At 62.4% G+C, this 26,423-nt stretch carries 27 protein-coding genes; 9 read left to right on the forward strand and 18 right to left on the reverse strand.

Translation table 11 applies throughout. From position 1 onward, the window contains the following. Positions 1-6: 6 nt before the first annotated feature. On the reverse strand, positions 7-1,002 hold the full coding sequence (locus tag ACX80B_RS02735; protein WP_459292753.1) for an ABC transporter substrate-binding protein: 996 nt from the start codon (positions 1,000-1,002) through the stop codon (positions 7-9). Between the two features lie 267 nt (positions 1,003-1,269). Between ACX80B_RS02735 and ACX80B_RS02740 the strand changes: the two genes are divergently transcribed. From ACX80B_RS02740 to ACX80B_RS02760, 5 genes are read left to right on the forward strand one after another with little or no spacing between them, the layout of a single operon-like run. Continuing rightward, the gene (locus ACX80B_RS02740) at positions 1,270-2,055 is read left to right on the forward strand and encodes a DUF4129 domain-containing protein (protein WP_459292755.1); all 786 of its coding nucleotides are present in this window, start codon (positions 1,270-1,272) and stop codon (positions 2,053-2,055) included. After that, positions 2,052-2,642, forward strand: coding sequence for a hypothetical protein (locus ACX80B_RS02745; RefSeq protein WP_459292757.1), 591 nt, complete (start codon positions 2,052-2,054; stop codon positions 2,640-2,642). The genes ACX80B_RS02740 and ACX80B_RS02745 overlap by 4 nt, the downstream gene beginning before the upstream one ends. Next, on the forward strand, positions 2,639-3,619 hold the full coding sequence (locus ACX80B_RS02750) for an AAA family ATPase (RefSeq protein WP_459292759.1): 981 nt from the start codon (positions 2,639-2,641) through the stop codon (positions 3,617-3,619). Before ACX80B_RS02745 ends, ACX80B_RS02750 begins: the two co-directional genes overlap by 4 nt. Next, positions 3,612-4,988 (forward strand): DUF58 domain-containing protein, encoded by a 1,377-nt coding sequence (locus ACX80B_RS02755; RefSeq protein WP_459292761.1) that lies wholly within the window; start codon positions 3,612-3,614, stop codon positions 4,986-4,988. The genes ACX80B_RS02750 and ACX80B_RS02755 overlap by 8 nt, the downstream gene beginning before the upstream one ends. Next, on the forward strand, positions 4,985-5,566 hold the full coding sequence (locus tag ACX80B_RS02760; RefSeq protein WP_459292763.1) for a hypothetical protein: 582 nt from the start codon (positions 4,985-4,987) through the stop codon (positions 5,564-5,566). Before ACX80B_RS02755 ends, ACX80B_RS02760 begins: the two co-directional genes overlap by 4 nt. 17 nt (positions 5,567-5,583) lie before the next feature. Here ACX80B_RS02760 and ACX80B_RS02765 read toward each other — a convergent pair whose 3' ends face one another. Continuing rightward, a complete protein-coding gene (locus ACX80B_RS02765; RefSeq protein ID WP_459292765.1) occupies positions 5,584-6,165 on the reverse strand; it encodes a DinB family protein in 582 nt (193 codons plus the stop codon). A 114-nt stretch (positions 6,166-6,279) separates the two neighbouring features. On the opposite strand from ACX80B_RS02765, the gene ACX80B_RS02770 reads away from it, so the two are divergent. Next, the gene (locus ACX80B_RS02770; protein ID WP_459292767.1) at positions 6,280-7,269 is read left to right on the forward strand and encodes a helix-turn-helix transcriptional regulator; all 990 of its coding nucleotides are present in this window, start codon (positions 6,280-6,282) and stop codon (positions 7,267-7,269) included. Between the two features lie 32 nt (positions 7,270-7,301). Here the strand turns inward: ACX80B_RS02770 and ACX80B_RS02775 are convergent, their stop codons facing one another. The 4 genes from ACX80B_RS02775 to ACX80B_RS02790 all read right to left on the reverse strand — a co-directional run bounded on the left by ACX80B_RS02775 (position 7,302) and on the right by ACX80B_RS02790 (position 10,448). Continuing rightward, positions 7,302-8,918, reverse strand: a complete 1,617-nt coding sequence (locus tag ACX80B_RS02775; protein WP_459292769.1) for a M28 family peptidase — start codon at positions 8,916-8,918, stop codon at positions 7,302-7,304. Positions 8,919-9,116: 198 nt separating this feature from the next. Then, on the reverse strand, positions 9,117-9,500 hold the full coding sequence (locus ACX80B_RS02780) for a hypothetical protein (protein ID WP_459292771.1): 384 nt from the start codon (positions 9,498-9,500) through the stop codon (positions 9,117-9,119). Between the two features lie 8 nt (positions 9,501-9,508). Further along, complete coding sequence (locus tag ACX80B_RS02785) at positions 9,509-9,826, reverse strand: hypothetical protein (RefSeq protein ID WP_459292773.1); 318 nt, start codon at positions 9,824-9,826, stop codon at positions 9,509-9,511. Positions 9,827-9,878: 52 nt separating this feature from the next. Beyond that, positions 9,879-10,448, reverse strand: coding sequence for a DapH/DapD/GlmU-related protein (locus ACX80B_RS02790; RefSeq protein ID WP_459292775.1), 570 nt, complete (start codon positions 10,446-10,448; stop codon positions 9,879-9,881). 143 nt (positions 10,449-10,591) lie between these two features. Here ACX80B_RS02790 and hrpA point away from each other — a divergent pair, with 143 nt between their 5' ends. After that, positions 10,592-14,638 (forward strand): ATP-dependent RNA helicase HrpA, encoded by a 4,047-nt coding sequence (hrpA, locus tag ACX80B_RS02795; RefSeq protein ID WP_459292777.1) that lies wholly within the window; start codon positions 10,592-10,594, stop codon positions 14,636-14,638. A gap of 36 nt (positions 14,639-14,674) precedes the next feature. Here hrpA and ACX80B_RS02800 read toward each other — a convergent pair whose 3' ends face one another. The 6 genes from ACX80B_RS02800 to ACX80B_RS02825 are packed head-to-tail and all read right to left on the reverse strand — an operon-like array spanning position 14,675 to position 18,324. Beyond that, the gene (locus ACX80B_RS02800; protein ID WP_459292779.1) at positions 14,675-15,052 is read right to left on the reverse strand and encodes a type II toxin-antitoxin system VapC family toxin; all 378 of its coding nucleotides are present in this window, start codon (positions 15,050-15,052) and stop codon (positions 14,675-14,677) included. Further along, positions 15,049-15,291 (reverse strand): hypothetical protein, encoded by a 243-nt coding sequence (locus ACX80B_RS02805; protein ID WP_459292781.1) that lies wholly within the window; start codon positions 15,289-15,291, stop codon positions 15,049-15,051. The genes ACX80B_RS02800 and ACX80B_RS02805 overlap by 4 nt, the downstream gene beginning before the upstream one ends. Positions 15,292-15,333: 42 nt before the next feature. Next, complete coding sequence (locus ACX80B_RS02810) at positions 15,334-15,834, reverse strand: DinB family protein (protein ID WP_459292783.1); 501 nt, start codon at positions 15,832-15,834, stop codon at positions 15,334-15,336. A gap of 13 nt (positions 15,835-15,847) precedes the next feature. Beyond that, the gene (locus ACX80B_RS02815; RefSeq protein WP_459292785.1) at positions 15,848-16,276 is read right to left on the reverse strand and encodes an HIT family protein; all 429 of its coding nucleotides are present in this window, start codon (positions 16,274-16,276) and stop codon (positions 15,848-15,850) included. Positions 16,277-16,281: 5 nt separating this feature from the next. Next, on the reverse strand, positions 16,282-17,385 hold the full coding sequence (locus ACX80B_RS02820) for an NAD(P)-dependent alcohol dehydrogenase (RefSeq protein WP_459292787.1): 1,104 nt from the start codon (positions 17,383-17,385) through the stop codon (positions 16,282-16,284). A gap of 39 nt (positions 17,386-17,424) precedes the next feature. Beyond that, positions 17,425-18,324, reverse strand: a complete 900-nt coding sequence (locus ACX80B_RS02825) for a sulfurtransferase (RefSeq protein ID WP_459292789.1) — start codon at positions 18,322-18,324, stop codon at positions 17,425-17,427. A 217-nt stretch (positions 18,325-18,541) separates the two neighbouring features. On the opposite strand from ACX80B_RS02825, the gene cds1 reads away from it, so the two are divergent. Then, positions 18,542-19,687 (forward strand): L-cysteine desulfhydrase Cds1, encoded by a 1,146-nt coding sequence (gene cds1 / locus ACX80B_RS02830; protein ID WP_459292791.1) that lies wholly within the window; start codon positions 18,542-18,544, stop codon positions 19,685-19,687. On the opposite strand, the gene ACX80B_RS02835 is transcribed toward cds1, so the two are convergent. Then, positions 19,673-20,335 carry an MBL fold metallo-hydrolase gene (locus tag ACX80B_RS02835; RefSeq protein WP_459292793.1) on the reverse strand — a complete coding sequence of 221 codons (663 nt, stop codon included), beginning with the start codon at positions 20,333-20,335 and terminating at the stop codon, positions 19,673-19,675. The genes cds1 and ACX80B_RS02835 overlap by 15 nt on opposite strands. Before the next feature lie 137 nt (positions 20,336-20,472). Between ACX80B_RS02835 and ACX80B_RS02840 the strand changes: the two genes are divergently transcribed. Continuing rightward, positions 20,473-20,910, forward strand: a complete 438-nt coding sequence (locus ACX80B_RS02840; protein WP_459292795.1) for a Fur family transcriptional regulator — start codon at positions 20,473-20,475, stop codon at positions 20,908-20,910. 10 nt (positions 20,911-20,920) lie between these two features. On the opposite strand, the gene ACX80B_RS02845 is transcribed toward ACX80B_RS02840, so the two are convergent. From ACX80B_RS02845 to ACX80B_RS02865, 5 genes are all read right to left on the reverse strand, one after another. After that, a complete protein-coding gene (locus ACX80B_RS02845; protein ID WP_459292797.1) occupies positions 20,921-21,817 on the reverse strand; it encodes a metal ABC transporter permease in 897 nt (298 codons plus the stop codon). Between the two features lie 2 nt (positions 21,818-21,819). Beyond that, the gene (locus ACX80B_RS02850) at positions 21,820-22,620 is read right to left on the reverse strand and encodes a metal ABC transporter ATP-binding protein (RefSeq protein WP_459292799.1); all 801 of its coding nucleotides are present in this window, start codon (positions 22,618-22,620) and stop codon (positions 21,820-21,822) included. 35 nt (positions 22,621-22,655) lie between these two features. After that, positions 22,656-23,738: a metal ABC transporter solute-binding protein, Zn/Mn family gene (locus ACX80B_RS02855; RefSeq protein WP_459292801.1), complete on the reverse strand. Its 1,083-nt coding sequence runs from the start codon at positions 23,736-23,738 to the stop codon at positions 22,656-22,658. A gap of 103 nt (positions 23,739-23,841) precedes the next feature. Then, positions 23,842-24,912, reverse strand: coding sequence for a hemolysin family protein (locus ACX80B_RS02860; RefSeq protein WP_459292803.1), 1,071 nt, complete (start codon positions 24,910-24,912; stop codon positions 23,842-23,844). Then, a complete protein-coding gene (locus tag ACX80B_RS02865; protein WP_459292805.1) occupies positions 24,909-26,258 on the reverse strand; it encodes a hemolysin family protein in 1,350 nt (449 codons plus the stop codon). Before ACX80B_RS02865 ends, ACX80B_RS02860 begins: the two co-directional genes overlap by 4 nt. Positions 26,259-26,423: the final 165 nt, after the last annotated feature.

A 26,423-nucleotide genomic window follows, 5' to 3' on the forward strand; every position in this document is an offset into this window, starting at 1 on the left:
TGCAGCTTACTTTTTGATGACCCGGTCGGCCTGGTCCAGCAGCTCCTGTGGAACCTCAACGCCCATCCGCTCGGCGGCCTTGGTGTTAATGACCAGCTGGATGTCCTCAAGGGTCTCGATCGGCATCGTTGCCGGATCGGCGCCTTCGAGGATTTCGATGGCCATCATGCCGGTCTGGTGCCCCAGCTTCTCGTAGTCGATGCCATAAGTGGCGACGCCACCTTCCTCAACGGAGTTGGCCTCGCCCACGATCAACGGGATCTGCTTCTTCTCCGCGACCTGGACGACCGACTTCAGCGCCGAAACCACTGCATTGTCGGTCGGCACGTAGATGGCATCCACATCGAGGGAGTTGGCAGCCTGCTGAACCTCGGAGGAGTTCGTAACTGTCGCTTCCTCGAGCTTGAGGCCCATTTCCTTGGCTGCTTCGCGGGCCAGCTTGACCTGGACCTCGGAGTTAACCTCGCCGGAACTGTAAACCACGCCAACAGTCTCGGCATCCGGTGCCAGTTCCTTGACCAGGCTCAACTGCTTCTCAACCGGGTTCAGGTCGCTGGTGCCGGTGACATTACCGCCCGGGTTCTCGAGGCTGTCGACAAGTCCGGCTTCGACCGGAGCGGTGACGGCAGTAATCAGTACGGGGATATCGGTAATCGTCTGTGCTGCAGCCTGCGCGGTCGGAGTTGCGATGGCCAGGACCAGGTCCTTGCCCTCCGACGCGAACTGGCTGGCAATCGTCGTAGCCGTCGCCTGATCGCCCTGGGCGTTCTGCTCGTCGAACTCCGCGTTCTCGTAACCGTTCTCGGTCAGAGCCTGCTTGAAGCCCTTGCGTGCGGCGTCAAGCGAGGGGTGCTCCACGATCTGGCTGATGCCGATTTGTACGGGTTCGCTGCCGCCGCCGGCTTCGCTGCCGGAATTCGACCCGCCGCCGCCACAACCGGTCAGCATTAGTGCGGAGGCGAACAGGCCCGCACCCACCTTAGTAAGTGATGAACGCTTCACTGGGATAGTCCTTTCAGGGATGGTGTTTCCGCATGTAATCATCTGTGATTTGTCTCATATTGTCTAAACAAGTGAGCGGAACAAATACGGAATGTATCTGGAGCGGCGCTCCTGCAACCAGTATGTGCGCGCGATTGCGCCCTGAACGCAGATTGTCCATGACGTAACCGATTTGTTAGCAGATAACGGTGGCAATTGTGAGCGCGGTCACGGCTGGCGGCTAAACTGGCCGCGGGCGCCCAACGATGCCGGCAGGGGGAATGGTGAATGTTGTCAAAGGACGTTGTCGACGCCGGCACCCGCCACCGCAGTCGGCCCACCTCTGCCAATCCAGTGTTTACCCGGCTGATCGTCCTGGTGACCCTGGGCCTGCTGCTGGTTGTGCTGGGAGCCAACTCGATGGGTGCGCCGGAGGCTTCGCCGCGGTTCGAAATCGGCCAGATTGACCGCGAGCCACCAAGCATCCCTTCCCCGCGGGCGACCGAACCCGGATCCGGCGGCGGCCAAGCGGAACCGGAACCAGAGCCCGGCGACTCATCCTTGCCTCTGGTATTGATGCTTGCAGCGGCTGCCCTCCTGATCATCGGCGCTGCGCTGATAGTCCAGTCCGCCGTGAGGAGCCGGTATTCGGAACGGAATGATCCACTGGAAGAGGAGGAGCCCGACGGCGATATCGTTCCGCTGATCGTGGAGGAGGATCTCACTACCTTCGCACGTCATTTCGACGATGCAGAGGCCGCACTGCTGGGTGAGGATGCCTCCGCGGACGCCATCATTCAATGCTGGCTGGCGCTCGAAAGGGCCGCATCTTTGGCCGGCCGAGGACGGCGGTTGAGTGAGACGCCGTCGGAATTCACCGCCGCCGTCCTTTCTGCTTTCGATACCGACCCGGACGACATCCGGCTCGTACTGCGGCTTTATCAACGCGCACGGTACGGAGTCAGGGCGCAGCGGGCAGCCATCGGTGGGCCGGAGTTGTCCGCCGCACGTCTGGCCCTGGTTTCGTTGCGGCGCGACATCGAGAAAGACCTGCCGATGAAGAGGTCACCATGACCGGCATCCGCCCTGATCAGCTGAAGCGTGCACGTGAACGGGCCGACCGCAGGCTCACCGCGCGCAGCAAGCCACGCCGGCACCGGTGGCGGCTGCCACTGATCCTGGCTGTCGTGGCCGCCGTTCTGGTCTGGGCTTTCGATCTGGATCCCGCGCATGCTGCCGCAGTGATCACCGGCGCGGCGGTGCTGGGCCTGTGCAACGACTTCGCCGACGGACTGCGGACCCAACGCCTGCAGCCGGAAAAGCTCCGCGGTCATGAACAAGGTGCCACCGAACAGCAGTTCGTCGCATATTCGCTGAGCTCCGGCTCCCGACCGGTCGGCGAGCGCGCGTACCGGCACTTCCTGAAACTCGCGCGGGGCCGGGTTAAATTGCTGGGGATCAGAATTGGTGGGCCGGAATCGTCGGGAAACCAGGTCCATGCCGGAACCCTGCTCCACAGTTTCCTCACTGATCAGGACCGCGGTGCCCGCATGACCCATGCCGAACTGCGCAAGTGCCTGGATCAGCTTGACGCGCTGATTCCCATAGTAAAACCGTCGTCGAACCGACCAGTATCAACGGAAAGCGGGCCGCAAGCATGAAAACAGCCGAAACCATCTCCCTTCAGGATGTCAGCCGGCTCAGCCGGGAAATCCTGGAAGAAATCGGAACGGTGATTGTCGGCATGGACGAACCACTGCGGCTGGCCCTCGGCTCGGTACTGGCGGGCGGACATGTGTTCTTCGAGGACATGCCGGGCCTGGGCAAGACGCTCGCGGCCAAGAGCATGGCCGGGGTTTTAGGGCTGGGCTTCCGGCGGTTGCAGTGCACCCCGGACCTGCTGCCGGCCGACATCACAGGTTCTTCGATTTACGACCCTGCGACGCGGCAGTTCGATTTCCATCCCGGCCCCGTATTCACCGGTTTGTTCCTGGCCGACGAGATCAACCGCACTTCCCCCAAAACCCAGTCGGCCTTGCTCGAGGCCATGGCCGAGCGGCAGGTATCGGTCGAAGGCAAAACGCTGCCACTGCCCAGGCCGTTCCATGTCTTCGCCACCTCCAACCCGATCGAATTCGAGGGCACCTATCCCCTGCCCGAGGCGCAGCTCGACCGCTTCCTGGTCCGGCTCTCGGTCGGATACCCCACGGCGGACGGCGAATCGGAAATAATCTCCCGCCGGATTGCGCGGCGCCAGGAGGAAACAACCGTGCGTCAGATTGCCAGTGCCGAGGCGCTGACGGCGATGCAGCTTGCGGTTGAAGAGGTCGATGTCGACCCGGATGTGATCGCTTATGCCGTGGCCGTGGCCGCGGCGACCAGGGAACACAACGACGTCGAGGTCGGCGCCTCCCCGCGTGGGTCGCAGGCACTGATTCTGCTCGGCAGGGCGCTGGCCGCCATCGAGGGACGCGAATTCGTGCTGCCCGAGGACATCAAATCTTCGGCGGTCCCGGTCCTGGCACACCGGATCACGCTCACACCGGCTTCCTGGGCCCGTGGTGTCCGCGCCGAAACCGTCGTCAGCGAATCACTGAACCGGATCGCCACACCACCATCGGCGGCGCGCAGTGCCTGAGACCAAAAGCGTTCCCTGGCAGTTGTCGGGGTCATGGAGCGCAGCGGTCCTGCTCGGCGTCGGAAGCCTGGTGGCCGGTCTGATTGCGGGCCGGCCCGACGTCGTCGCCACCGGCATTCCGCTGGTGCTGGTGGCCGCCGTCGCCCTCAACGCCCGGCATCAACGGCCACCGGCAGTCCAGGTGGACGAAGACGGCGGCGAGCGCAACGATGAGTTGTACACGGCTCCGCTGAGCATCCGCTCCGGCGCTGGCCTGGTCACGGTGGCGGTGACCGGTTCCGGCTCGCGGCCGGACAGCTACGTGCTCGATACCCGGGATTCGGGGATTGGGATGACCATCCAGCTGCCGCTTTCCGGCCAGCGCGATATCTACGTTGTGAGTTACTCGGCCATATCCGCCGATTCCTCGCTAACGCATCAAACCGTGCCGCTGCGGCCCAAGCGGTACACCGTGCTGCCGGATCTGGGGAAGCTTCCGTCGTTGCCGCTGCCGCCCAGGTTGAGCGGACTCACCGGTGACCATGGCTCGCGAATACCGGGCGACGGCGGCGAACTGCGCGATATTCATCCGTTCCAGGCAGGCGACCAGCTGCGCCGGATCGATTGGCGCGCCACCGCCCGCCTCTCCCCCGCGCAGGACGAACTCTATGTCCGCCGGACCTACACCACCTCGGAGGCCAGCATCATGCTGCTGGTCGACACCGAGAGCGACCTGACGGCCGAGGCTGCGACCTGGTACGGCGGAGACCTGCCCTCTCCACTGGTCTATTCGTCCCTCCACCTCGCCCGTTCCGCCGCCACACTTGTGGCCGCGTCGTATCTCGCCCGCGGGGACCGGGTCGGATTGATGGAACTGGCCAGCTACCGCCGGGGCCTCCGCGTTTCCGCCGGCCGGCGTCAGCTCGAGTTGATCCGGCTGCGGCTGACCTCCATGCGTGCCAGCACCAATCTGGACAAGCCGGCCCAGGATCCGGTCATTCCGTCCGCCGCCCTGGTGATGGTGTTCTCCCCATTCATGAACGACGACGGCGAGCGGCTGCTGCTGAAGTGGCAGCACCTGGGCCATACGGTGGTGGGAATCGACACGCTGCCGCACCTGAACACATCGGGACTCTCCGGGACCGAGGAATTGGCATTACGGATGGAGCTGATGTCCCGGCGCGACCGCATCGCCAGACTGCAGCACGGCGGCGTGCCGGTGTTTGGCTGGCGCGGGCCGGAGCGGCAGGACCCAACTGACGGAAGGCGACTGCATGGGCTGGAGGGCAGTGACGCCCCTCCGGACCATTTGCCGATGACCACCGGCCTGCAGATGCTGGGCAGGTCCGCCGGCCGTTCACGCCGGCCCGCCGGAAGGAGTGTCCGATGAGCGGAAAATCATACTGGGTGCGTCCTCCGTTGCAAGGCGACCGCCGGGTTGCCGGTCTCGACGTCGGACGGGCTGTTCCGGTCTGGGGCTTGTCTGTCGCTGCGCTGGTCATTGCCGTTGCCGTCAGTCTTCCGATGCTGGAGCTGGAAAGTATTTGGGTGTTGTTACCCCTGGGCGCATTCTTGCTGGCCGCGGCCCTGCCCTCGGTCGGCACGATGCTGCTCTCGCTGTTCCTGCTGCTGGCCGGATTCTTCTTCACCTATGAGGGCATCTCCGCTATGACCTTCCTGCTGGTGCTGGCTGTCCACCTCCTGTATGTGCTTTACGCCTTGACCGCAGCCCTCCCGCGGCGGACACTCGTCTCGATCGCTGCGTTGAAGACGCTGGGCGTTACCGCGCTGAAGATCCAGCTGGTGACCCAGGCCGCAACCCTGGTGGCCGTTTTGACCGCGCAACAACAAGCCATTCCGGCCATCGCGGTGCTGGCAAGCGTGGTGATCCTGGCATTGGTCCTGCTGCTCCGCCGCGGCGCCAGCTCCTTCCCGGAACCGGAAGCAAGGGCGCAGGATCAGGACTAGGACCGGATGCCTTAACCTCAGGGCTCAACCGGGACGGAATTGGACTGGAACTGCCTGTTTCGGTGCGCATACAGGTCTCGAAGCAGCGCGATTTCCGCACCGTGGTGGATCATTTCCCGGTTGATGTGCAGCACCAGTGATCCCATCGGCCACGTCTCGAACCCCTCCTCACCGCAGGGACGGTCCAGACCTTCTGTCCCCAGTCCGCGGACACCATCGATCCAATGCTGGTAGCCCGCGTCGAGCCGTTCCAGCGCCTCTGCAGCGCTGGCGGGATAATCATAGGAACGATAGTCGGTGGCGGGTCCATCGAAATGACTCGCGTTGCGGGCTCCCAGGACGCCGACCAGGATGTGCGCCAGGCGCCAGGCGATAGTGGTCACTGGAGCCGGCTGAGGTTCGGGAATGCCGAAATCGATGGTGTAATCCCCTACTCCAACTGCCATCGGGGCGGTGCTGGTCCCGGCGGGCCGCACATTCCAGCAGCCCGGAACCGGCTCCCAGAAATACTCCTCATCAGTCAGTCCATCGAACCGTGCCCGTAACTGGTGGTCCCAGTGCCAGGCCAATTGGTCGGCCAGTTCCTTATTCACATCCATACCCACTGTCTTCTCCTCCTGGGTGCTTGGTCAGCAGTCCGTTTTAGCTGCTGTTGCAAGACTAGAACTGATTCAGGACAGCCTTCGTCCTCAATGCGGAGTAGATTTTGAAGCATGTTGGAAACCTCGGCGCGGCTGCTGCAGCTATTGTCCCTGCTGCAGGTCCGCAAGGAATGGACGGGAGCCGCGTTGGCCGGCCGTATGGCGGTAACCGAACGTACCGTGCGGCGGGATATCGGCAAGCTCCGGACTCTCGGCTATCCGATTTCAGCCTCACCGGGAGTGGCAGGCGGGTATCAGTTGGGCGCCGGTGCACAGCTGCCACCTCTGCTGCTTGACGACGGCGAAGCGCTGGCAGTCGCGCTCGGGCTGGCCGCAGTCGCTTCCGGGCCTGTTGCGGGTATCGGCGAGGCCTCCGTCCGGGCGCTCGCCAAACTCGAACAGGTTCTTCCACCCCGGCTGCGTACCCGGTTTGCAGCCCTCAAGGGGTCGGTGTCGACGCTCGCCCCTCCCACCACACCGGTGAACCCGGACTGTCTCACCGCTATCTCCGGGGCAATCTCCGATTCCCGAACCGTCGCCTTCACTTATTCCGGCTATGACGGCAACACCACCCGAAGGTTGGTGGAACCGTACAGGCTCGTTGACACCGGACGGAGGTGGTACCTGGTTGCGTGGGACACCATGCGGGAGGACTGGCGGACTTTCCGGGTGGACAGGATCAGCAGCCCGCCATCGGAACGCGGCCGCTATCAGCCCCGCGCGCTTCCGGCGAAGGACCTGGCGGAGTATGTCCAGCGCTCGATCACCCGCTCGCCATACCGCTATGACGTCGTCGTACGTCTGCATGCGCCACTGGCCCGGATTGCCGAGTCTGTTGGACCGTCCATTGCCCAATTGGAAGCAGACGGCGCCGACTGCACGATTCTGCGGGCTGGATGGGATTCGCTCGACATCCCGCTGGTGCATCTGGCCGCTTTGGATGTCGATTTTGAGATTCTCGAACCGGCCGAGATGCGGGAGGAAGCGCTGCTGATGGCCGAGCGGCTCCAGGGGGCTGGAAACCGGACGCAAAAAGCGGGCCAGGAATCAACCGATTCCTGACCCGCCTGCTGCGTTGCTGCTTGCCCTACAGGTTATTTCACCGCCAGTTCGTGGCCGTGCTCCGGGTGGAGTCCGCCGCCGCTGTCAGTTCCGCCTCCCAGTGGATTTCCGGTGAACTTTTCCTTGTTCTTGGCGTTGCCCTTGACGACCCCGCCTTCACCGTTGACGCCAACCGTGCTCATCGCGTAGGTGAGGGTCAAATGAGCAACCGCATCGCTCATCTCGTCCACAGCCTGAACGTTGACGTTGCTGAGGTCGTCACAAGCCGCGTGGTAGCACTTGTCATAAGCGACGCCGGCCTCTCCGCCGAAGAGAGCCGCTTGTTCTTCCGTCTTGATGCCCTCGGCACCGGTGAACAGTCCGCCAGCCGGAATTCCTTCGGCGATGAAGGGTCCGTAGTCGCTGCGGCCGCTGAACGCGGTCTCTCCCGAAGCCAGCCCCTGTGAGGCAAAGTAGTCGTGGAAGTCCTGCTCAATCTCTCCGGATCCTTCCGGCCCTTCGGCGGCACCCGGACCAACCGGGAAGGCCGAGTTGTCGCCGTCGTACACAAAGCGGCCATAGTTCGGCGAACCGATCATGTCGAAGTTCAGATAGAGGCCAACCTCATCCAGTTCTCCCTTGGCTGCGAGGTCTGCGACGTAGTGCTCGGCTCCCAAGAGTCCCAGCTCTTCGGCTCCCCACCACGCAAAGCGGACCTTGTTTTCTGTCTTCACCTTCTGCATGGCTTCGGCGACGGAAAGAATGGCGGCGCTGCCGGTTCCATTGTCGTTGATGCCTGCTCCAGCCAGAACGCCGTCGAGGTGTCCGCCAACCATGACCACATTGTCGGGGTTGCCGGAAGCCGTTTCAGCGAAGACGTTCCAGGTCACGCGGGTTTCCGAGATTGTGTCGACCTTGACGTGGGCCTCGACGCCTTCGCCGAGTAAGTCGTTGCCCACGGCATGGCTGGCCCCCAGAACCGGAATGGTCACGGCCGGCTCACCGAGGGTTCCAATGACGGCTTCCGTGGCGCCTTCCGCTCCGGAGTTGAAGATGATGACGGCGGATGCATCCGCATTCTCCGCATTGAGCGCCTTCTGCGCGAAGGTACAGCTGCCGCGCTGGATCAGGGCGATCGAACCTGCTGTGAAGCCGGCGAAATCCTCGGCCTCGCAGCCACTGTCGCTCGCGCCAGCTGTCCCGTCGGTGTCAACAGCTGAGACGGCCGCTGTGACGTCGCCGGAGCCCGAGAACGTCATGGTTTCGTAATCGTCCTCGGAGTAGTCCGTTGCCACCGGCGCGGTCTTGGCCAAAACCGCCGGACTCAATTCCGCATAAAAGGGGAATTCGAAGGCCTGCAGTTCAGGCTCATACCCGGCAGCCCGCAGGTTCTCCACGATGTAGTCGACTGATGCCTTGTATCCTTCAGTCCCCGAGGCCCGGGTACCGCCGTTCGCAGCGGCAATTTCGTTGAGTGCCCCCAAGTGGCCCATCACGCTCTCCGGGGAGACCGCGGTCCGCAGCTTTCGCGAGTTGTTGTTGTTGCTGTTTTCGTGGGTGGGATCGGCGTTCGCCACAAACCCTCCGGAGGCAACCAGGGCCAGGCTTCCAGCGACCACCACAGCGGCACGACCAAGACGGCCTTTTGCCTTCGATTCCGTAATTCTCACAGTGTTTCCTATTCTGTGTTCGGATGAAAAAGAGGCTTGTGGTGTGGATCACACAGCCGCAAGCCACGAACACAGTAAAGGTTTACTAACTGAAAAGGCAATGCTTGAAGGCGAATATCGGCAAACGAATACCAATGTTGTAATTCACCATTGCCCTGCGGCACATCGAAGGATATGCTTCCTCCCCTACAGACGCCGTTACCGGTAATGCCGGTGTACCCGCCGCAGGTGCCTCTCCACTTTTCCAGCAGTGATTCGCCTGCCGCTCCAGTCATGGTCTTCATCGGCCGGATCGGCCGGGCCGGAGGCATCGCCATAGCTGACGACACGTTTACGGTACGAACGGCGCCGCAACTGGCCGGCGAGAGCCAACACCAGCCCGGCGAGCAAAACCGCTCCGCCGCCCGTCACCACCAGGATTGCCGCAGTGGGGTCTTCAGGACTATTGCCGTACACAATGGCCGAAGCAGAGTTGATGCCCGGAACCAGGAGGAACAATGATCCAATGATCAACAGACCGCCGGCAAGCAACCGTTTTGTGCCGTAGGGATCCTTTACGCCGGTGTCTTTTTTGTCCGCCATGGCTTGCTTCAGCGCGTTCCGCCGTCGTCCAGCTCAGCCTTCCGCTTTCGGAGGCCCCTGACAATCAAGAACGTTCCTCCGATCACCATCACGGTGCCAAGCAAGACCAGCAGCGAGCCGAAAAACACATCCGGTTTGCCGTCGTCGGCACGGAACAGGAAGTTTCCGCTGTCTCCGTTCAACGCGCCGATTCCTTCAGGGAAGAAAAACAAAGACACCACGATCAGGGCAACACCAACCGTTAGCTGATGCGCCCAGCTTTTCTGCTCCTCGCCGTCGTCCCCCTCATGCGGGGCAGGAACCTGCGGTTCCGGGTCTCTGCTCATTTCCTCAAATTATCACGGGACCGCGTGCCCGCCGGGTTGAGGCCAATGCGGTTCAGGCAGGTACCGAGCGCACCACTCGTGCGGGCGAACCCACAACAATGGTGTTTTCCGGTACGTCCCTCGTCACTACTGAAGCAGCCGCCACCACGGCGTTATCACTAATTGTCACGCCGGGCAGAACGGTGACGTTGGAGCCGATCCAGACATTGCGGCCGACGACGATGGGGGCCGGGTGCATGTCCGCACGACGGCTGGGCATCAGGTCGTGGTTGAGCGTGGCCATCACCGTGTTGTGCCCGATCAGGCAGTCGTCGCCGATGACCACACCGCCCTGGTCCTGAAACTTGCACCCGGAGTTGATGAAGATCCGCTCACCGAGGATGATGTTCTTCCCGAAGTCTGAATAGAGGGGAGGGAATACCGTCACGGATTCATCAACCGGTTTGCCCGTCAACTGCGACAACAGTTCCAGAACCCGCGCCGGTTCCTGGTATCCGCCGTTGAGTTCGCCGGTAATGCGCAAGGCCTCCTGGCTGACCCGGTGCATTACCTCATGCAACGGTGAGTCCCCGGTGATGGTATTACCGGCATTCAGCGACTCAAGGAGATCGTGGAGTTCCATGCTGTCCTTTCGGATGTGTGTTTCAAGCACCAGCGTTGGTGAGTGCCCCGACACCGCGGCAAGTCTATGCCAGCCTGGCCGGAAAGTGCCCATGCCGCCGCCTGTACGCCGTTTTGGCATCGCCGGATAAACTGGCAACAACCATGGCACTGAATATCACCTATCCTGCCGAGCTGCCCGTTTCGGAGCGCCGCGAGGATATCAAGGCGGCGATCGCGGCCAATCAGGTGACCATTATCGCCGGCGAGACCGGTTCCGGTAAGACCACACAGATTCCCAAGATGTGCGTCGAGCTTGGCCTGGCTGACAACGGGCTGATCGGCCATACCCAGCCCCGGCGTCTCGCCGCCCGGACGGTCGCCGAGCGCATCGCCTCGGAGCTCGACGTCGAACTCGGCCAGGAGATCGGCTTCCAGGTCCGCTTCACCGGGCAGGTCGGCAAGCAAACGCAGATAAAGCTGATGACGGACGGCATCCTGCTCGCCGAGATCCAGCATGACAAGCTGCTCAAGCGCTACAGCACCATCATTATCGATGAGGCGCACGAGCGCAGCTTGAACATCGACTTCATCCTCGGCTACCTCAAGCAGATCCTGCCGAAACGTCCGGACCTGAAAATCATCATCACCTCCGCCACGATCGACCCGGAGCGTTTCGCCGAACATTTCGCCGGTTCCGGTGGTCCCGCCCCCATCGTCGAGGTGTCCGGCCGCACTTACCCGGTCGAGGTCCGGTACCGTCCGTTGAACCAGCCACCCGGCGAGTCCGATTCCGACGACGAGCTGGAAGAGGACCGCGACCCGCTCGACGCCGTCGGAGATGCAGTCGATGAACTTGCCAAGGAGGCGCCCGGAGACATTCTGGTGTTCTTCTCCGGCGAGCGGGAGATCCGCGACGCCGAAGATGTTCTGAAGGGACGCGTGGCCGCCAATCCCCGGCTTTCCGGCACGGAGATCCTGCCGCTGTTCGCCCGGTTGTCGTTGGCGGAACAGCACCGGGTGTTCAGCCCGGGTGCCCTGCGCCGGATTGTTTTGGCGACGAATGTGGCTGAAACTTCGCTGACCGTCCCAGGTATCAAATACGTCATCGATCCCGGAACCGCCAGGATTTCGCGATACTCGCACCGCACCAAGGTCCAGCGCCTGCCGATCGAGCGGGTCTCGCAGGCGTCAGCCAACCAGCGCGCGGGCCGCTGCGGCCGTGTTTCGGACGGCATCTGCATCCGGCTCTACTCCGAAGAGGACTTCGCCGGCCGCCGCGAGTTTACCGACCCGGAAATCCTGCGCACCAATCTCGCAGCGGTCATCCTGCAGATGACGGCCATGGGCGTCGCCAATGGCCCCAAGGACATCGGCGATTTCCCCTTTGTGGAACCGCCTGACGCCAAGGCAATTAACGACGGCGTCAGCCTGCTGCGTGAGCTCGGCGCCCTCTCCGACCCCCGGCGGAACGACAACAGGAAGAACGCCGGCACCGGACTGACTCCGGTAGGCCGCCAACTCTCGCAACTGCCGGTGGACCCCCGGCTCGGCCGGATGATTGTTGAAGCCGGCAACCGGGACTGCACCCGTGAGGTCATGATCCTCACCGCCGCGCTGACCATCCAGGACCCGCGTGAGCGCCCGTCGGACAAGCAGCAGCAGGCGACCGAGATGCACAAGCGCTTCGCCGACGAAAACTCGGATTTCACCGGCTACCTGCTGCTCTGGCGCTACATCCAGGAAAAACAGAAAGAGCTGTCTTCCACCCAGTTCCGGAAGTTGTGCCGCCGGGAATTCCTCAACTATTTGCGGATCCGCGAATGGCAGGACCTCTTCACCCAGCTTCGCCAGCTGGCCAAGCCGCTGGGCATCACGATGTCCAACAGCCGCGAGGTGGATCCGGTCGGCAAGGACCAGAACATTCATATGAGCCTGCTGACCGGACTGCTCAGCCACATCGGGCTGCGTGACGAACGCAAGCGCGACTACGCCGGCGCCCGAGGGACCCGGTTCGCCATCTTCCCCGGCTCTTCGCTGTTCAAGAAGAACCCGGACTGGGTGATGGCCGCAGAACTGGTCGAGACCAGCCGGCTCTGGGCACGCGTCGTCTCAAAGTTCGATCCCACCTGGGCCGAGCAGGTTGCTCCACATTTGGTTAAGCGCAGCTACAGCGAACCGCATTGGTCCAAAAAGATGGGCTCGGTGATGGCCTACGAGAAGGTCACCCTCTACGGCGTGCCGGTCGTACCCCAGCGAAGGATCAACTACGGGCGGATCGAGCCGGAACTCTCCCGGGAAATGTTCATCCGCAATGCCTTGGTCGAAGGTGACTGGCGCACCCACCACAAGTTTTTCCACCGCAACCGTGCGCTGCTGGAAGAAATCGAGGAACTGGAAAACCGGATGCGGCGGCGGGACATCCGCGTCGACGATGAGGCGTTGTTCGAGTTCTACGACGCGCGTGTCGGCAAGGACGTCGTTTCCGAGCGGCACTTCGACAAATGGTGGAAACAAGCCCGACACGAAAACCCGGACCTGCTGGACTTCAGCGAGGACCTGCTCCGCAGCGACGATGCGGAGGAACTGGACGAGTCGGCCTTCCCGAAAATCTGGCACCAGGACGGCTTCGAACTGCCGCTGCACTACGAATTCTCGCCGATGGTTCGGAACGCGGCCGACGGCGTCACGGTCACCGTGCCGATACTGTTCCTGAATCAGCTGCCGCCGGAACCGTTCCAGTGGCAGATCCCCGGTCTGCGGACCGACATGGTCGCCGCCTTGATCAAATCCCTGCCCAAACAGGTGCGGAAGAACTTTGTCCCCGCCCCGGATGTAGCAAGGAGTGCGACGGCGGCGCTTGCCGCTGATTTCGATCCGTCGGCGGACGATTTAGAATCCTCGCTGGAGCTGACCCTGCGCCGCCTGAAGGGCCATGTCATTCCGCCAGGCTCCTGGAACTGGGAGGCTGTCCCCCCGCATCTGAAAATGACCTTCAAGGTCGTCGACTCCGCGGGCAAAGTCCTCGGCGAAAGCAAAGACCTGGCAGCACTGCAGCAGGAACTCGCTCCAGCGTCCCGGCGGGCCATTGCCGAATCGCTCGGAGCCACTCCGCGGACCGTGCACAGCAGCGAGTCCAAGGCGAAGCACAACGGGCAGGGCAACGCGAAGGGAACCGGCGGGCGCGTTGATCCGAAGCAGGACGGCGGACGAGCAGCCCATACCGGCGGAACCGACAAAGCCGGCGGGAACGGCATTTCCGCCGCTGCCGGTAACGGAGACGCCCAACGTACAGATACTGCCGGCATTTCTGAAAGGACCGGGCAGGCAAGCTGGACCTTCGGCAACATCGACAGCCAGGTCCGGAGAATGGTCGCAGGCCATACCATTACCGGCTACCCGGCACTCCTCGATGAAGGGGCCGCCGTAGGCCTAAAGGTCTTCCAGTCGGCCGCCGAGCAGCGCAGTTCCATGCGTGGCGGGGTGATCCGGCTGTTAGCCCTCCGGGTGCCATCTCCCGCCAAGTACGTCCTGGAGCATCTGAGCAACCACGAGAAGTTGACCTTCAGCCAGAACCCGCACGGCAGCGTATCGTCTCTCATTGAGGACTGCACATTGGCCGCCATCGACAAACTGACTCCCGACGTCGTCGATCCGGCAGGGAGCCTCAAACCAAAGTCCGAAGGAGAATTTGATGCGCTGTATGAGCATGTCCGGGCCGAGCTCATCGACACCATGTTCACCGTCACCGCGGTCGTCGAGAAGATCCTGGCCAGCGCCCGCCGGATCGAGAAACAGCTCAAGGGCAGCACCAGCCTGACCATGATCGGTGGCCTGAATGACATCAAAGCCCAGCTGGAAAACCTCGTGTACCCCGGTTTCGTCGCTAAAACCGGCTATGCCCAGCTCAGCGCGCTGCCCCGTTATTTGGCCGGCATGGAGAAGCGGCTGGAGAAAATGCCGTCCAATCTGCAGCGCGATGGCCTCAACATGGCCATTGTGCAGCGGCTCGAGGATGAGTACGACGACGCCGTGGCCGCCTTGCGCCCGGGGAACGGCGCGACGACGGAGCTCAAGCAGGTCCGCTGGATGATCGAGGAGCTTCGGGTGAGTCTCTTCGCCGTCGAACTCGGCACTGCCTACAAGGTGTCGGAAAAGCGGATCCGGGCCGCGCTCGATGACGCGCTCAATGCCGCCAACGCCATGCGGTGATGTCGACACCCAGCGGCACAACCGCGGCAAGGTGGATCAAAGGAGCTCGACAGGGCACTCGATACCAGGGGCATTCGCAAGTTTGGCATCGGTCGTCAGCAGCGATGTGGCCCCGGTCATTTCTGCGAGTGCAACATAGGTCGCGCCGTAGCCGCTCACATTATGGCGCAGTTCCCAAATCCGGGGCCGAAGCCAATCAGCGGCAAACCTCCGCATTGTAAGCGACGAAAAACCGTCCATAGCGATCTGCCCCTGGTGCTCCGTTAGGGTCCCCCTGAGCACGAGCCGCCGCAATACGTTGGTCACCTCACTATCGACGAGATGCGGGGTGATGAGTTCGTAACTGCCAAGCCGGGATGGATCCAGTCCACCGGCAACCAGCTCCACAATCACGCCCGCGTCAACGACCTTCACTCGCAACGTCCATCATGCAGCGCTTCCAGGATCGATTCACGGCTGACTCCTCCGTGAACACGCTTCTGAGTATCCCGGATAACTGCGGCATTCCGTTCGGCAATCCGTTCCCGCGCTGCTACCTGTTCGAGTTCCCGCAACACATATTTTGTCAATGAACTGCCTTGTGCTTTGGCTGCGGCGGACAGTGAATTGTGAACGTCGTCGGGTACGTCGCGGATTTGAATGACTTTGCTCATATATCCAGTATATGACTCGATGGGTGCACATTGCACCCACACTTACTCCCCCGTCGTCCCGTCCAGCAGTTCACGGAGGATGTCGATGTGGCCGCAGTGCCGTCCGGTTTCCTCAATCATGTGCACCAGGACCCACCGCACATTGTGTTTTCGATTGCCGCCGGTGCAGGAATCGTCCAGCGAATACCGTTCCGTCACCGCCCGGGATTCCGTGCACGCCGCCTCGTAGTCCGCCATGATGCCGGCGAGACTGTCCCTTTCGGTCACGTGGAATTCGGCGTCCTGGTCCTCGTCCGACCACCGTGTCGGAACGTCCCGCTGGCCGTCAATATCCTCACGGAACCAGCTGCGTTCGACGTCGGCAAGGTGGCGGATCAACCCGGAGACGGTGGTCAGCGAGGGTAGAAGCCGGCGGGCCGCGTCCGCATCGCTTAAGCCGGACGCCTTGTGCACGACCGACGCGCGCAGGAAATCGAGGAAGCCCTCGAGTGTCTCGCGTTCGCCCGCAGAGTCCGGAGGTTCGGGACGATTGTCTTCGTTCATGCCGGCGTCCGGTTTATGCGTCCGGGACGGTTGCTGAATGTCCGGCGTTCCGCAGGGCGGCGCGGAGCTTCTCTGCGTTCTGATCCATCCGGCCGGGGTCCGGGTTCTGCTCGGCCCGGCTGAAGTCAAAGTCAGCCATCGAGTTCGTCGGCCAAACGTGGACGTGCAGGTGCGGAATCTCGAAGCCGACGATGGTCAGCCCAATCCGCTCACACGGAAATGCCTCCCGCTGCGCCTGCCCAATCGTTTGGGCCACAGTTGTCATTTTCAGCAACAGATCATTCGGTGCTTCAATCCACTCGTCGATTTCCCGCCGCGGCACCACCAGGGTGTGCCCGTCGGTCAACGGGCCGATCGTCAGGAACGCCACGACGTCGTCGTCCTGCCATACGAAACGGGCGGGGATATCGCCGTCGATAATCTTGCTGAATAACGTACTCATGTTTGTTACACCTCTCGTCCGGCCGGAGCCTCACCACGGGCTGTTCCCTGGCCTGCTTCGGGCAGTGATGAATTGTCGAGGACAAAACGGTAGCGGACATCGCCGGCAACCATCCGGTCATACGCCTCGTCCAGCTCGTCCGCCTTGACCATCTCGATCTCGGAAACGACGCCGTGCTTGGCGCAGAAATCGAGCATTTCCTGCGTTTCAGCAATACCGCCGATGTTGGAACCCAGGTAGGAGAGCCGGCGTCGGATGAGAATCCGCGGGTCGACCGGCGGCATTTCGCCGGATGGCAGACCCAGCTGCACCAGTCCGCCGTCGCGCTTTAAGGTGGCGAGGAACGGATTCAGGTCGTGCTGCGCGGCCACCGTGTCGACGATGAAGTTGAGGGAATACACCATGTCTTCCATCGCTTCCTCATCGGTGGAAAGGACAACGTGGTCTGCGCCAAGTTCATGCGCCGCCTGGCTCTTGGACGACGACGTCGTAAACACCGTGACGGAGGCACCCATGGCTTTGGCGATCTTCACGGCCATGTGGCCCAGCCCGCCAAGTCCGACGACGCCGACGCTGTCGCCTTGCTTGACGCCGAAGTAGCGCAACGGCGAATACGTCGTCACGCCGGCACACAGCAATGGGGCGACGGCGGCAGGGTCCAGATTCTCCGGCACGCGCAGCACGTAGCCTTGATTGACGACGATATGCGAGGAGTACCCGCCTTGGGTCGTGACGCCGTCGTGTCTGCGATCCGGCCCTCCGTACGTTGGTGTCAGGCCTTGTTCACAGTACTGTTCCTGCCCGTCCTGGCAGCTGGCGCAGACCCGGCATGAATCGACCATGCAACCAACGCCCACCAGATCGCCTTCCCGGAAATCCGGGACGTGCTCGCCGACCTGCGTGACGCGGCCGACGATCTCATGTCCGGGAGACAACGGATAGTCGGTTCCGCCCCATTCACCGCGGACTGCATGCACATCCGAATGGCACAGGCCGCAGTAATCGATGGCAATTTCGACGTCGTCGGCCTCGGGTTCACGGCGGTCGATCGTGCTGGCGCTCAGGCCGCTGGTGGGGGAAGACGCGGCATAGGCGGAAGCGGTAGTCACTAAGACGGATCCTCTCTGGGGGAATGCGGTACTTTGACGCTACTCCGCGCCGGTTGCGACTGGCAATTGGGGATGATTGGACCACTGCGACCAGGAGCCGGGATAGAGTGCCGCTCTTATGCCGGCGATTTCCAGCGCGGCTATTTCATGCGCGGCGGAGACCCCGGACCCGCAATAGACTGCGACGGCGGCGGGGTTTGGGTCTTCGGCGATGGCGGCGGGGTTTGGGTCTTCGGCGACGGCGGCGGTATTCCAGCGTCCGTCGACCACCCCCAGCTTCCCGAACCGTTCGCGGAGTTCTGCGGCTGGCTTGAACCGGCCGTCGGCGGTGAGATTGTCCGACGTCGGCGCGCTCCGGGCCCCCGGAACGTGGCCGGCACGGGGGTCAACTGGCTCCGCCTCGCCGCGGTAACGCTCCCCCGCCCTGGCATCGAGCAACAGGCCGCTGCCGGGGAACGAGCCGGCTTCGGCCATGCCGATCCTCGGCATCCGTCCACTCGTCAACCGGACCGAGCCGCGCTCCGGCGTCGTGCTGCCGGTCTCCAGTTCGGAGCCGGCTTGCTTCCAAGCTCCGAGGCCACCATCGAGCAGATACACCTGCTCGTGGCCGGCGTCGCGGAGCAACCACCACAGCCGGGCCGCGGACATGTTCCCGTTGTCGTCGTAGGCCACCACCACGCCGCCGTCGTCGATCCCCCACCGGCGTGCGACCTCCTGGAAAGCATCCGGATCAGGTAATGGATGGCGCCCCTGCTCCGGCATTCCCGGCGAAGCCAGCTCGCGCTCCAGATCGACGTAGACGCCGCCGGGGATGTGTCCGTCCAGGTAGTGCTGATAACCGTTCGGATCACCGAGCGCCCAACGGACGTCAAGAATGGTAATTGGTTCGCCGCCGGACAGTCTTTCCTGCAGGCTTTCGACGTCGATCAGGGTCTGCATTTGTTCCTCCGGTTCTTTAGCGCTGTTATTTCACAATAGGTGTTGGATAGACTCCTGTACCGAATCCACACAGCAATAAGTGCTGGTTAGACCGCCGCGCAAGATCCACTCAGCAATAAGTGCTGGATACAGGTCTGAGAACAACGCCTACTGCTGAGTAGATTCCTTTTCCTGTGCAGCGGTAAGCCACGGCACCTTGGTCGGATATGGTTTCAGGGTGAGAGACGCCGCCCCAACACCGATTGTCACCGGCCAGACCGAACACCGCGCATCGCCCCGCCCCTGGGCCGATGAGGCCGTGCGGCGCATCGAAGCGGAAAACAACCGGTCCGCGGACACCCACCTGCATGCAGTTCCGCTCCCGCCGGAATGGGGCGTCGACCTCTACCTGAAGGACGAATCGACCCACCGCTCCGGCAGTCTCAAGCACCGTCTGGCCCGCTCCCTGTTCCTGTTTGGCCTGGTCAACGGGTGGATCACCGAAGGAACCACCATCGTCGAGGCAAGCAGCGGCAGCACGGCCGTGTCCGAGGCATATTTCGCCCGTCTGCTCGGCCTTCCCTTTATCGCGGTGATGACGGCCACCACCAGCAGGGAAAAGATCGCCCTGATTGAGCAGTACGGCGGGACCTGCCACTTCGTGGACAACGCTTCGGAAGTCTACGCTGTGGCCCAGCAACTGGCAGAACAGAGCGACGGACATTATCTGGACCAGTTCACCTATGCCGAACGGGCCACCGACTGGCGGGGCAATAACAACATCGCCGAATCCATCTTCACCCAGCTCGCCCAGGAGCCGCATCCCGTGCCGGCCTGGGTCGTCGTCGGCGCGGGCACGGGCGGAACGAGCGCCACTATTGGCCGGTACATCCGGTACAACCGGCACGAAACCCGGCTCGCCGTCGTCGATCCCGAGAATTCGGCGTTCTATCCGGCGTGGCAGCGCGGGGACAGCAATTATGAGACCGGCATGCCGTCACGGATTGAAGGCATCGGCCGGCCGCGGATGGAACCGAGCTTCGTCCCATCGGTCATCGATTCCATGATCCAGGTTCCGGACGCGGCCTCCATTGCGGCAATGCGCCATCTGAACCGGCACGCCGGGCTGCATGCGGGCCCCTCCACCGGCACCAACCTCTGGGGTGTCTGGCAACTCATCAGCTCGATGATCGCAGCAGGGGAACGTGGCAGCATCGTGTCACTGTTGTGCGACGGCGGTGAGCGTTACGCGGGCAGCTATTACGACGACGGCTGGCTGGCGGAGAAGGGTCTGGATCCTGCGCCGTATGAGGCCATGATCGACGGGTTTTTTGCGTCCGGCCGCTGGCCCGGGCAGGACGGACCGGGCCTACAACTCGACTGATTCGCCGGCGTCGAGATGACGGTATTCCGTGCCATAGTAGGAACCGATCCGCTGCACATGCCCCTCGATCATCTTCAGCCCGGTCTCGTTCAACAGCGCTTCATGGATCGGGAAAGCCCTGTCCGCTCCGACTGCAATTACGAAATCGATCACCTCGGCCGTCTTCGACCAGGGAGCGTGAAGCGGCACCAGCAGGGTCGTGGCCCGCAACCCGTGCGGAACGGTGAACGAGTCGCCCGGGTGGTACACGTCGTCGTTAATCAGGTAGCCAATGTTCGCCACCATCGTGATCAGTGGGTGAATCAGCGCGTGCTGTCCACCAAAAGTCTTCACATTAAAGCCGGGCAATTCCACGGCTGTTTCGGGCAGGACATCGATAATCCGTGAGCTCACTCCGGACTCTTCCGCATTGCCGCGCAGCTGCTCGGCCACCCCACGCGGAGCGAAGACCTGCATTTCGGAGTTCGAATTCATCGCCGCCAGCACGGCATCCTCATCAATGTGGTCCGGGTGTTCATGCGTGATGAGGACATTGTGAGCGCCGTCCAGCGCCTGGGCTGACTCCGAGAAGTTGCCAGGATCGATCACCAATACCTGGGATTCGTTCTCGAGCCGGACACAGGAATGGGTGTACTTGGTCAGCTTCATGAACCCAGCGTACCCCCGCCGTTCGGGCTGGACTTGGTCTTCCGGAGGTCGTTCAGGACGACGCTGGTCCGTCCGCTGATAGTATGGATGCTGGCCTTTAAGGGTCAAAGTCAACGTTTTTTCCGAAAGGTCCCGCCATGTCGCAGGCAGCCTCATCCGCCTCCGGTTCACCCCGCCGTGCACCGGAAACACGGGTGACCAAGCAGCGGATCGCGGTCGGCAGAGCCTTGAGCGAGCTCGATGACTTCGTCAGTACCCAGGAGCTCTACCGGCTGCTGCATGAACGTGGCGACTCGATTTCCCTGGCCACCGCCTACCGGATCCTGCAATCCATGGCAGACGAGGGTGTGGTGGATGTACTGCGCAATGGCGACGGTGAGGCGGTCTATCGCCGCTGCTCTGCGTCGTCGCACCATCACCACCTGCTTTGCCGCAATTGTGGCCGCGCGGTGGAGATCGAGACCCCAATGGTCGAGAAATGGGCCGAGCAAACCGCGGCCACATACGGATTCACCGACGTAACGCACACCGTCGAAATCTTCGGCCTGTGCCCGGAATGCGCAGCCCGCCAGTAGCTGCCCGAACTTAGACCACCGGCCCGGGCCGCGTCAGCGCGGGAGTCCTGCGTCCGAAGGTTCCATGCCGTCGCCGCCGGCCACCGATGAGCCGGCAGACCACGTAAATCAGGAACGAAATGGTCGTCACATATGGGCTGATCGGGATCCGTCCCCCGAGGGCCACCAGAATCCCGCCAACCACCGCCGTTACCGCAAAGACCACGCTCAGCAGCACCACCAACCGGGGCGACGACGTCACCCGCAGCGCTGCCGCCGCCGGTGTGATGACCAGTGCCAGCACCAGAAGGGCGCCGACAATCTGGATCGACAGCGCAACGGACAGTCCGAGCAGGAACATGAACACGATCGAGAGCCCGCGGACCGGCACACCGCGCGCCTCGGCCAAAGCCGGATCCGCGCTGGCGAAGGTGAGCGGCCGCCAGATCAACAGCAGGGCCACAACCACGACGACGGCACAGGTCACCAGCAGGTTCAGCTGCACCGTATCGACAGAGACAATCTGCCCGGTCAACAACCCGAATTTGTTTGCCGAACGTCCTTGATACAGCGAGATAAACAGGATGCCCAGGCCAAGTCCAAATGGCATGATCACGCCAATGATGGAATTCCGGTCCCGGGCGCGGATGCCCAGTACACCCAGCAGCAGCGCCGCGACGACCGAGCCAATCAGCGAACCGAACACCACATTGGCCCCAATCAGCAGGGCAAAAGCTGCTCCGGCGAAGGAAAGCTCCGCGATGCCATGCACCGCGAAAGCCAGGTCCCGCATCATCACGAATGTGCCGATCAGTCCGCCAACGACCCCCAGTACAGCGCCTGCGATGATCGAGTTGCGCACCAGGGGCAGCAGCTCAGCGTAGTCATTGAAGTTGAAGGCCGCCTCGAGGAATTCATTGAAATCCATGATCAGACGTCCTCGTGCACATGATGGTGCGTGGTTGCATCCGGAAGCCCGACGACGACGATCCTCCCGTTGCTGCGAAGCACTTCCACGTTCGTGCCATACATGTCCGAGAGCACCTCGGTGGTCATCACTTCCTCCGGGGTTCCCACCCGGAACTGTCCACCGGCAAGGTAGAGGACCCGGTCCACGTAATCAATGACTGGATTGATCTCGTGGGTCACAAAGATAACCGCGCTGTTGCCGGTCCGGCATTGCTCGTTCACGAGGCGGCTGACGGCCTGCTGGTGATGCAGGTCGAGGGAGAGCAACGCTTCGTCGCACAGCAATACCTTTGGGTCGGTCGCCAGCGCCTGGGCCACCCGGAGCCGCTGCTGCTCACCGCCGGACAGCAGACCGACCGGCACTTGGGCATACTCGGAGGCGCCGACAAGCTCCAGAAGTTCTTGGACCCGGCGGTTGTACGTTGCAGTGCGGAGCCGCAGTCCCCAGCGGTGTCCGTCCACCCCGAGGCCGACCAGGTCCCGAGCCCGCAGAGGAGTGTCGTGCGTGAATTCCTTTTGCTGTGGAATATAGCCAATGTGCCGGCTGCCTCGGTCAACGGACCGGCCCTGCAGCCGGACGGTTCCCGAGGTTAGTTCCTGAAGGCCCAACAGAACCTTCAAGAAGCTCGTCTTGCCGGATCCGTTGGGACCGAGCACGGCGAAGAACTCGCCGGGATGAATATCCAAGTTGAGGTTGTCCCAAAGCGTGCGGTCGCCGAACGCCAGCGAAGCGGCATTCATGCTCACCACAGGCTCTGCCATCGTCATCCTTTTCGTATTGCCGTTTCCCGCGATGGCTATTGGGCCAAAGTCCGTTCAATATTATCCACATTGGCCTTCATCCACGGCAGGTACCCCTTGCCATCCGGCAGTGTTTCGGTGAAGTTGACCACTGGCACTCCCGCCTTCTTGGCGGCCGCCTCCACCGCCTGGGTCTGGCTGCCCTCGGTTTGCTGGTTGTAGGCCAATAGCTCGACACGCCCTTCGGAGAACAGCCTGAGCGTTTCCTGCAGCACTACCGGAGAGACGCCATTGCCTTCCTCCACGGCCTGGCTGAACTCGGCGGGCGTCTTATTCACCAGACCGGCGTCTTCCAGCAAGTGCAGCGGTACCGGTTCAGTGATTGCTACACCGTCCCCGCCGTGGCGCTCCTTGATTCCGGACACCTGCTGCTGGAGTTGCTCGATCGAGGCGGTGAATTCGGCGGCATTTGCCCGGTAAGTTTCGGCATTGGCGTTGTCCAGGGCGCTGAGCCGGTCCGCGATTTTCGTTGCCACTGCGGAGGCTGTAGCGAGGTCGTACCAGACGTGTTCGTTAAATCCGGCATGTGAATGCCCGGCGTGCGATCCGCCGTCGTTCTGATGCCCGGCGTGGGTTCCTCCCTCAGCTCCGGCCTGCCCCTCGTGCGGCTCATCGTCAGCTTCGGCATGCCCCTCGTGCGATTTACCCTCTGCACCGGAAGCTGCGCCGTCGTCGTGCTGTAAGCCGGACAGTTCCACCGCGGTGACCACCGCTCGGTCCCCGGAGCCGGTATCTTCAACGAGGCGATGCAGGAAAGCGTCATATCCGCCACCGTTTTCGACGACGAGTTCGGCTTTGGAAACCTCGAGCTTGTCCCGGACAGTTGCCTCATAGGAGTGCGGGTCCTGACTGATGCTGTCGATAATCGGGGTCACGTCGACGTTGTCCCCACCGACGGTTTTGGCAATATCGCCATAGACGTTGGTGGAGGTGACGATGGAAATCACGCCATCATCGGAATCCTGAGCCGATTCGCCGTCCCCGCAGCCAGTCAGGGCAAGCACGACGGCGGCGCCCGCCGCGATGGCAGACGCGCCGCCCTTTTTTGAACGCTGCGGGTGGTTGCTTAAGCTCCGCATTGAAGAAACCCCGGATCTACTCTTAATGAGAATCAGTAACATTACGGGTGGAAACTCTACCGTAAACGCGAATCGTTCGCATCAAGGAGTCCGGCAGGCGTTGCTATTCCGTCCGCGGGCCACCAAGCCGGCGCAGTCCCTGAGCCTGCGTGGCATCACGGATCTCCCCGACCAGTTGCTCGATGACATCTTCCAGGAACAGCACGCCCTTGGTCGTACCGTCCGACGCCATCACCCGCGCCAGGTGGGAACCGGTGCGCTGCATGATGGCCAGGGCGTCCTCGATCTCGTCGTCCACCCGGATGTTCGCCATCGTCCGGACACGGTTCTCATCGATCCCCTGGCTGTAGAGGGATTCATCCATGGACAGGACGTCCTTCAGATGCAGGTAGCCGGTGAGATTATCCGCACGGTCGGCGAGCACGAAACGTGAGAAACCGGTCCGCGCTACGGAGCGTTCGAACTCTGCAGGTGTCGTCCCGACGTCGAGCGTGACCAGGTCTTCAATAGGCACCATGATCCGCCCCGCCGTATAGGCGGAGAATTCCAGCGCGCCGGCGAGCAGCCCTGTGTCGTCAGCCAGCAATCCATGCCTGGTCGACTCCTCGACGGTGGCCCGGACCTCCTCCAGTGTGAACGTGGAGGAAACCTCATCCTTCGGCTCGATCCGCATCAGCCGCAGTATGTGGTTGGCGGTCCAGTTCAAGGAGGCAATCACCGGACGGACGGCCTTTGAGACCATGACCAGCGGCGGCGCCAGCAGCAGCGCCGCCTTGTCTGCGACCGAAACCGAGATGTTCTTCGGCACCATTTCGCCAAAGGTCACATGCAGGAAGGTGACCAGCAGCAGCGCAACCCCGAAGGCGACGCCGTCGGACACGCCTTCCGGAAGGCCGAGGGCCAGCAGCGGAATCTCGAGCAGGTGATGGATCGCCGGCTCCGAAATATTCAAGATCAACAGCGAACAGACGGTGATACCCAACTGCGAACAGGCGAGCATCAGCGAGACGTTCTCCATCGCCCACAACGTCGTCTTGGCCCGCTTGTGGCCCTGCTCCGCCAACGGTTCGATCTGGCTCCGTCGCGCCGACATCACGGCAAATTCAGAACCGACGAAGAACGCGTTGGCAAGCAGGAGTACAACGAGCCATACCAGGCCGACCCAGTCACTCATCGTCCACCTCCTGCGCCGTTGGACGAGTCTTCGTCGGCATCGTCGTCCTCTTCGGGCCGGGGCTCGAAACGGATCCGGTCGATCCGCCGCTCTTCCATCCGCTCGACCTCGAGGACACCGCCGGGAACGCTGACCTGATCACCAATCTCGGCAATCCGACCCAGTTCCGCCATGATGTAACCCGCCACGGTCTCGTAACCGGCCTCATCCGGAACAGTAAGGGACGGGATCTGATCGCTCACTTCGTCGGGGCGCATGATGCCGGGGAAATACCAGTCCCCCGCGGCGCTTTGCAGCACTCCGGGCTTGACCTTGTCGTGCTCGTCGGACACTTCGCCGACGATTTCCTCGACAAGGTCCTCGAGGGTGGCAACGCCGGCGGTTCCACCGTATTCATCGAGGACGACGGCGAGTTGCAGGTTCGCTTCACGCAGTTCCTGGATCAGGGCGTCGAGATGGACGGTCTCCGGCACGCGGAGCACGTCGGTCATGATCGCCGCCGCGGCGAGTCCAGGGCGGCGGTCGGCCGGAACGGCTACTGCCTTCTTCACATGGACGACGCCGCGGATATCGTCCGGCGAGTCTCCGAGGATCGGGAACCGCGAGAAGCCCGTACGCCTTGCAGCATCGATGATGTCCGTAACGGGCTGATCCGACTCAAGCGTCTCCAGCCGGGTGCGTGGGGTCATCACGTCGGCCGCCGTGCGCTCCGCGAAGCTCAGTGTTTTAGCAACGAAGTTGGCGGTATTGGGGTCCAAGGTTCCCATCTCAGCGGAACGGCGGACCATCGAAGAAAGCTCGGCCGGCGTGCGGGCACCCGAGATTTCCTCCTGCGCCTCCAGCCCAAACACGTTCAGGACCTTGTTCGAGAACCCGTTCAAGACAACGATGCCCGGTTTGAAAACGGCGGTGAAGGCCAATTGTGGTCGGGCCAGTGCCTTGCCGATAGCGAACGGCACGGAGATCGACATATTCTTCGGCACCAACTCGCCGAGGAGCATCGAAAGCAGCGTGGCAAGAGTCATCGCGATAACCACGCCGATTGTGGTCACCAACCCTTCGCTTATCCCGAGGGCCGTCAACGGTCCCCGGAGCAACGCGCTGATGGCCGGTTCCATCACGAAACCGGTCAGCAGGGTGGTTAGAGTGATGCCCAACTGGCAGCTGGAAAGCTGCGTGGACAGGGATTTCAGGCACTTCAGCAAAGGTTCTGCGCCGGTATCGCCATTGGTAATCGCACGCCGTACAGAGTTCTGGTCAAGCGCGACGAGGGCAAATTCAACGGCGACGAAGAAGCCGGTTCCAAGAATCAGCAGGAAGCCTGCTGCGATCTGGATCCATTCCACTAAGATTGCACCGCCCTAAAGGCAGGGCCGGTCTTGCGGTTCGAAGTTATCGGAGGTTGATCGGCTTCAGCCGGTCTGGAAGGCTCCAATACTGCGGACGGGGAGCGATGGGCACGGGCGCGGGGTCTGCCGGCATTGCGAGTCGACGATGTGCTGCCTGTCGAC

Source organism: Arthrobacter monumenti (assembly GCF_054511255.1).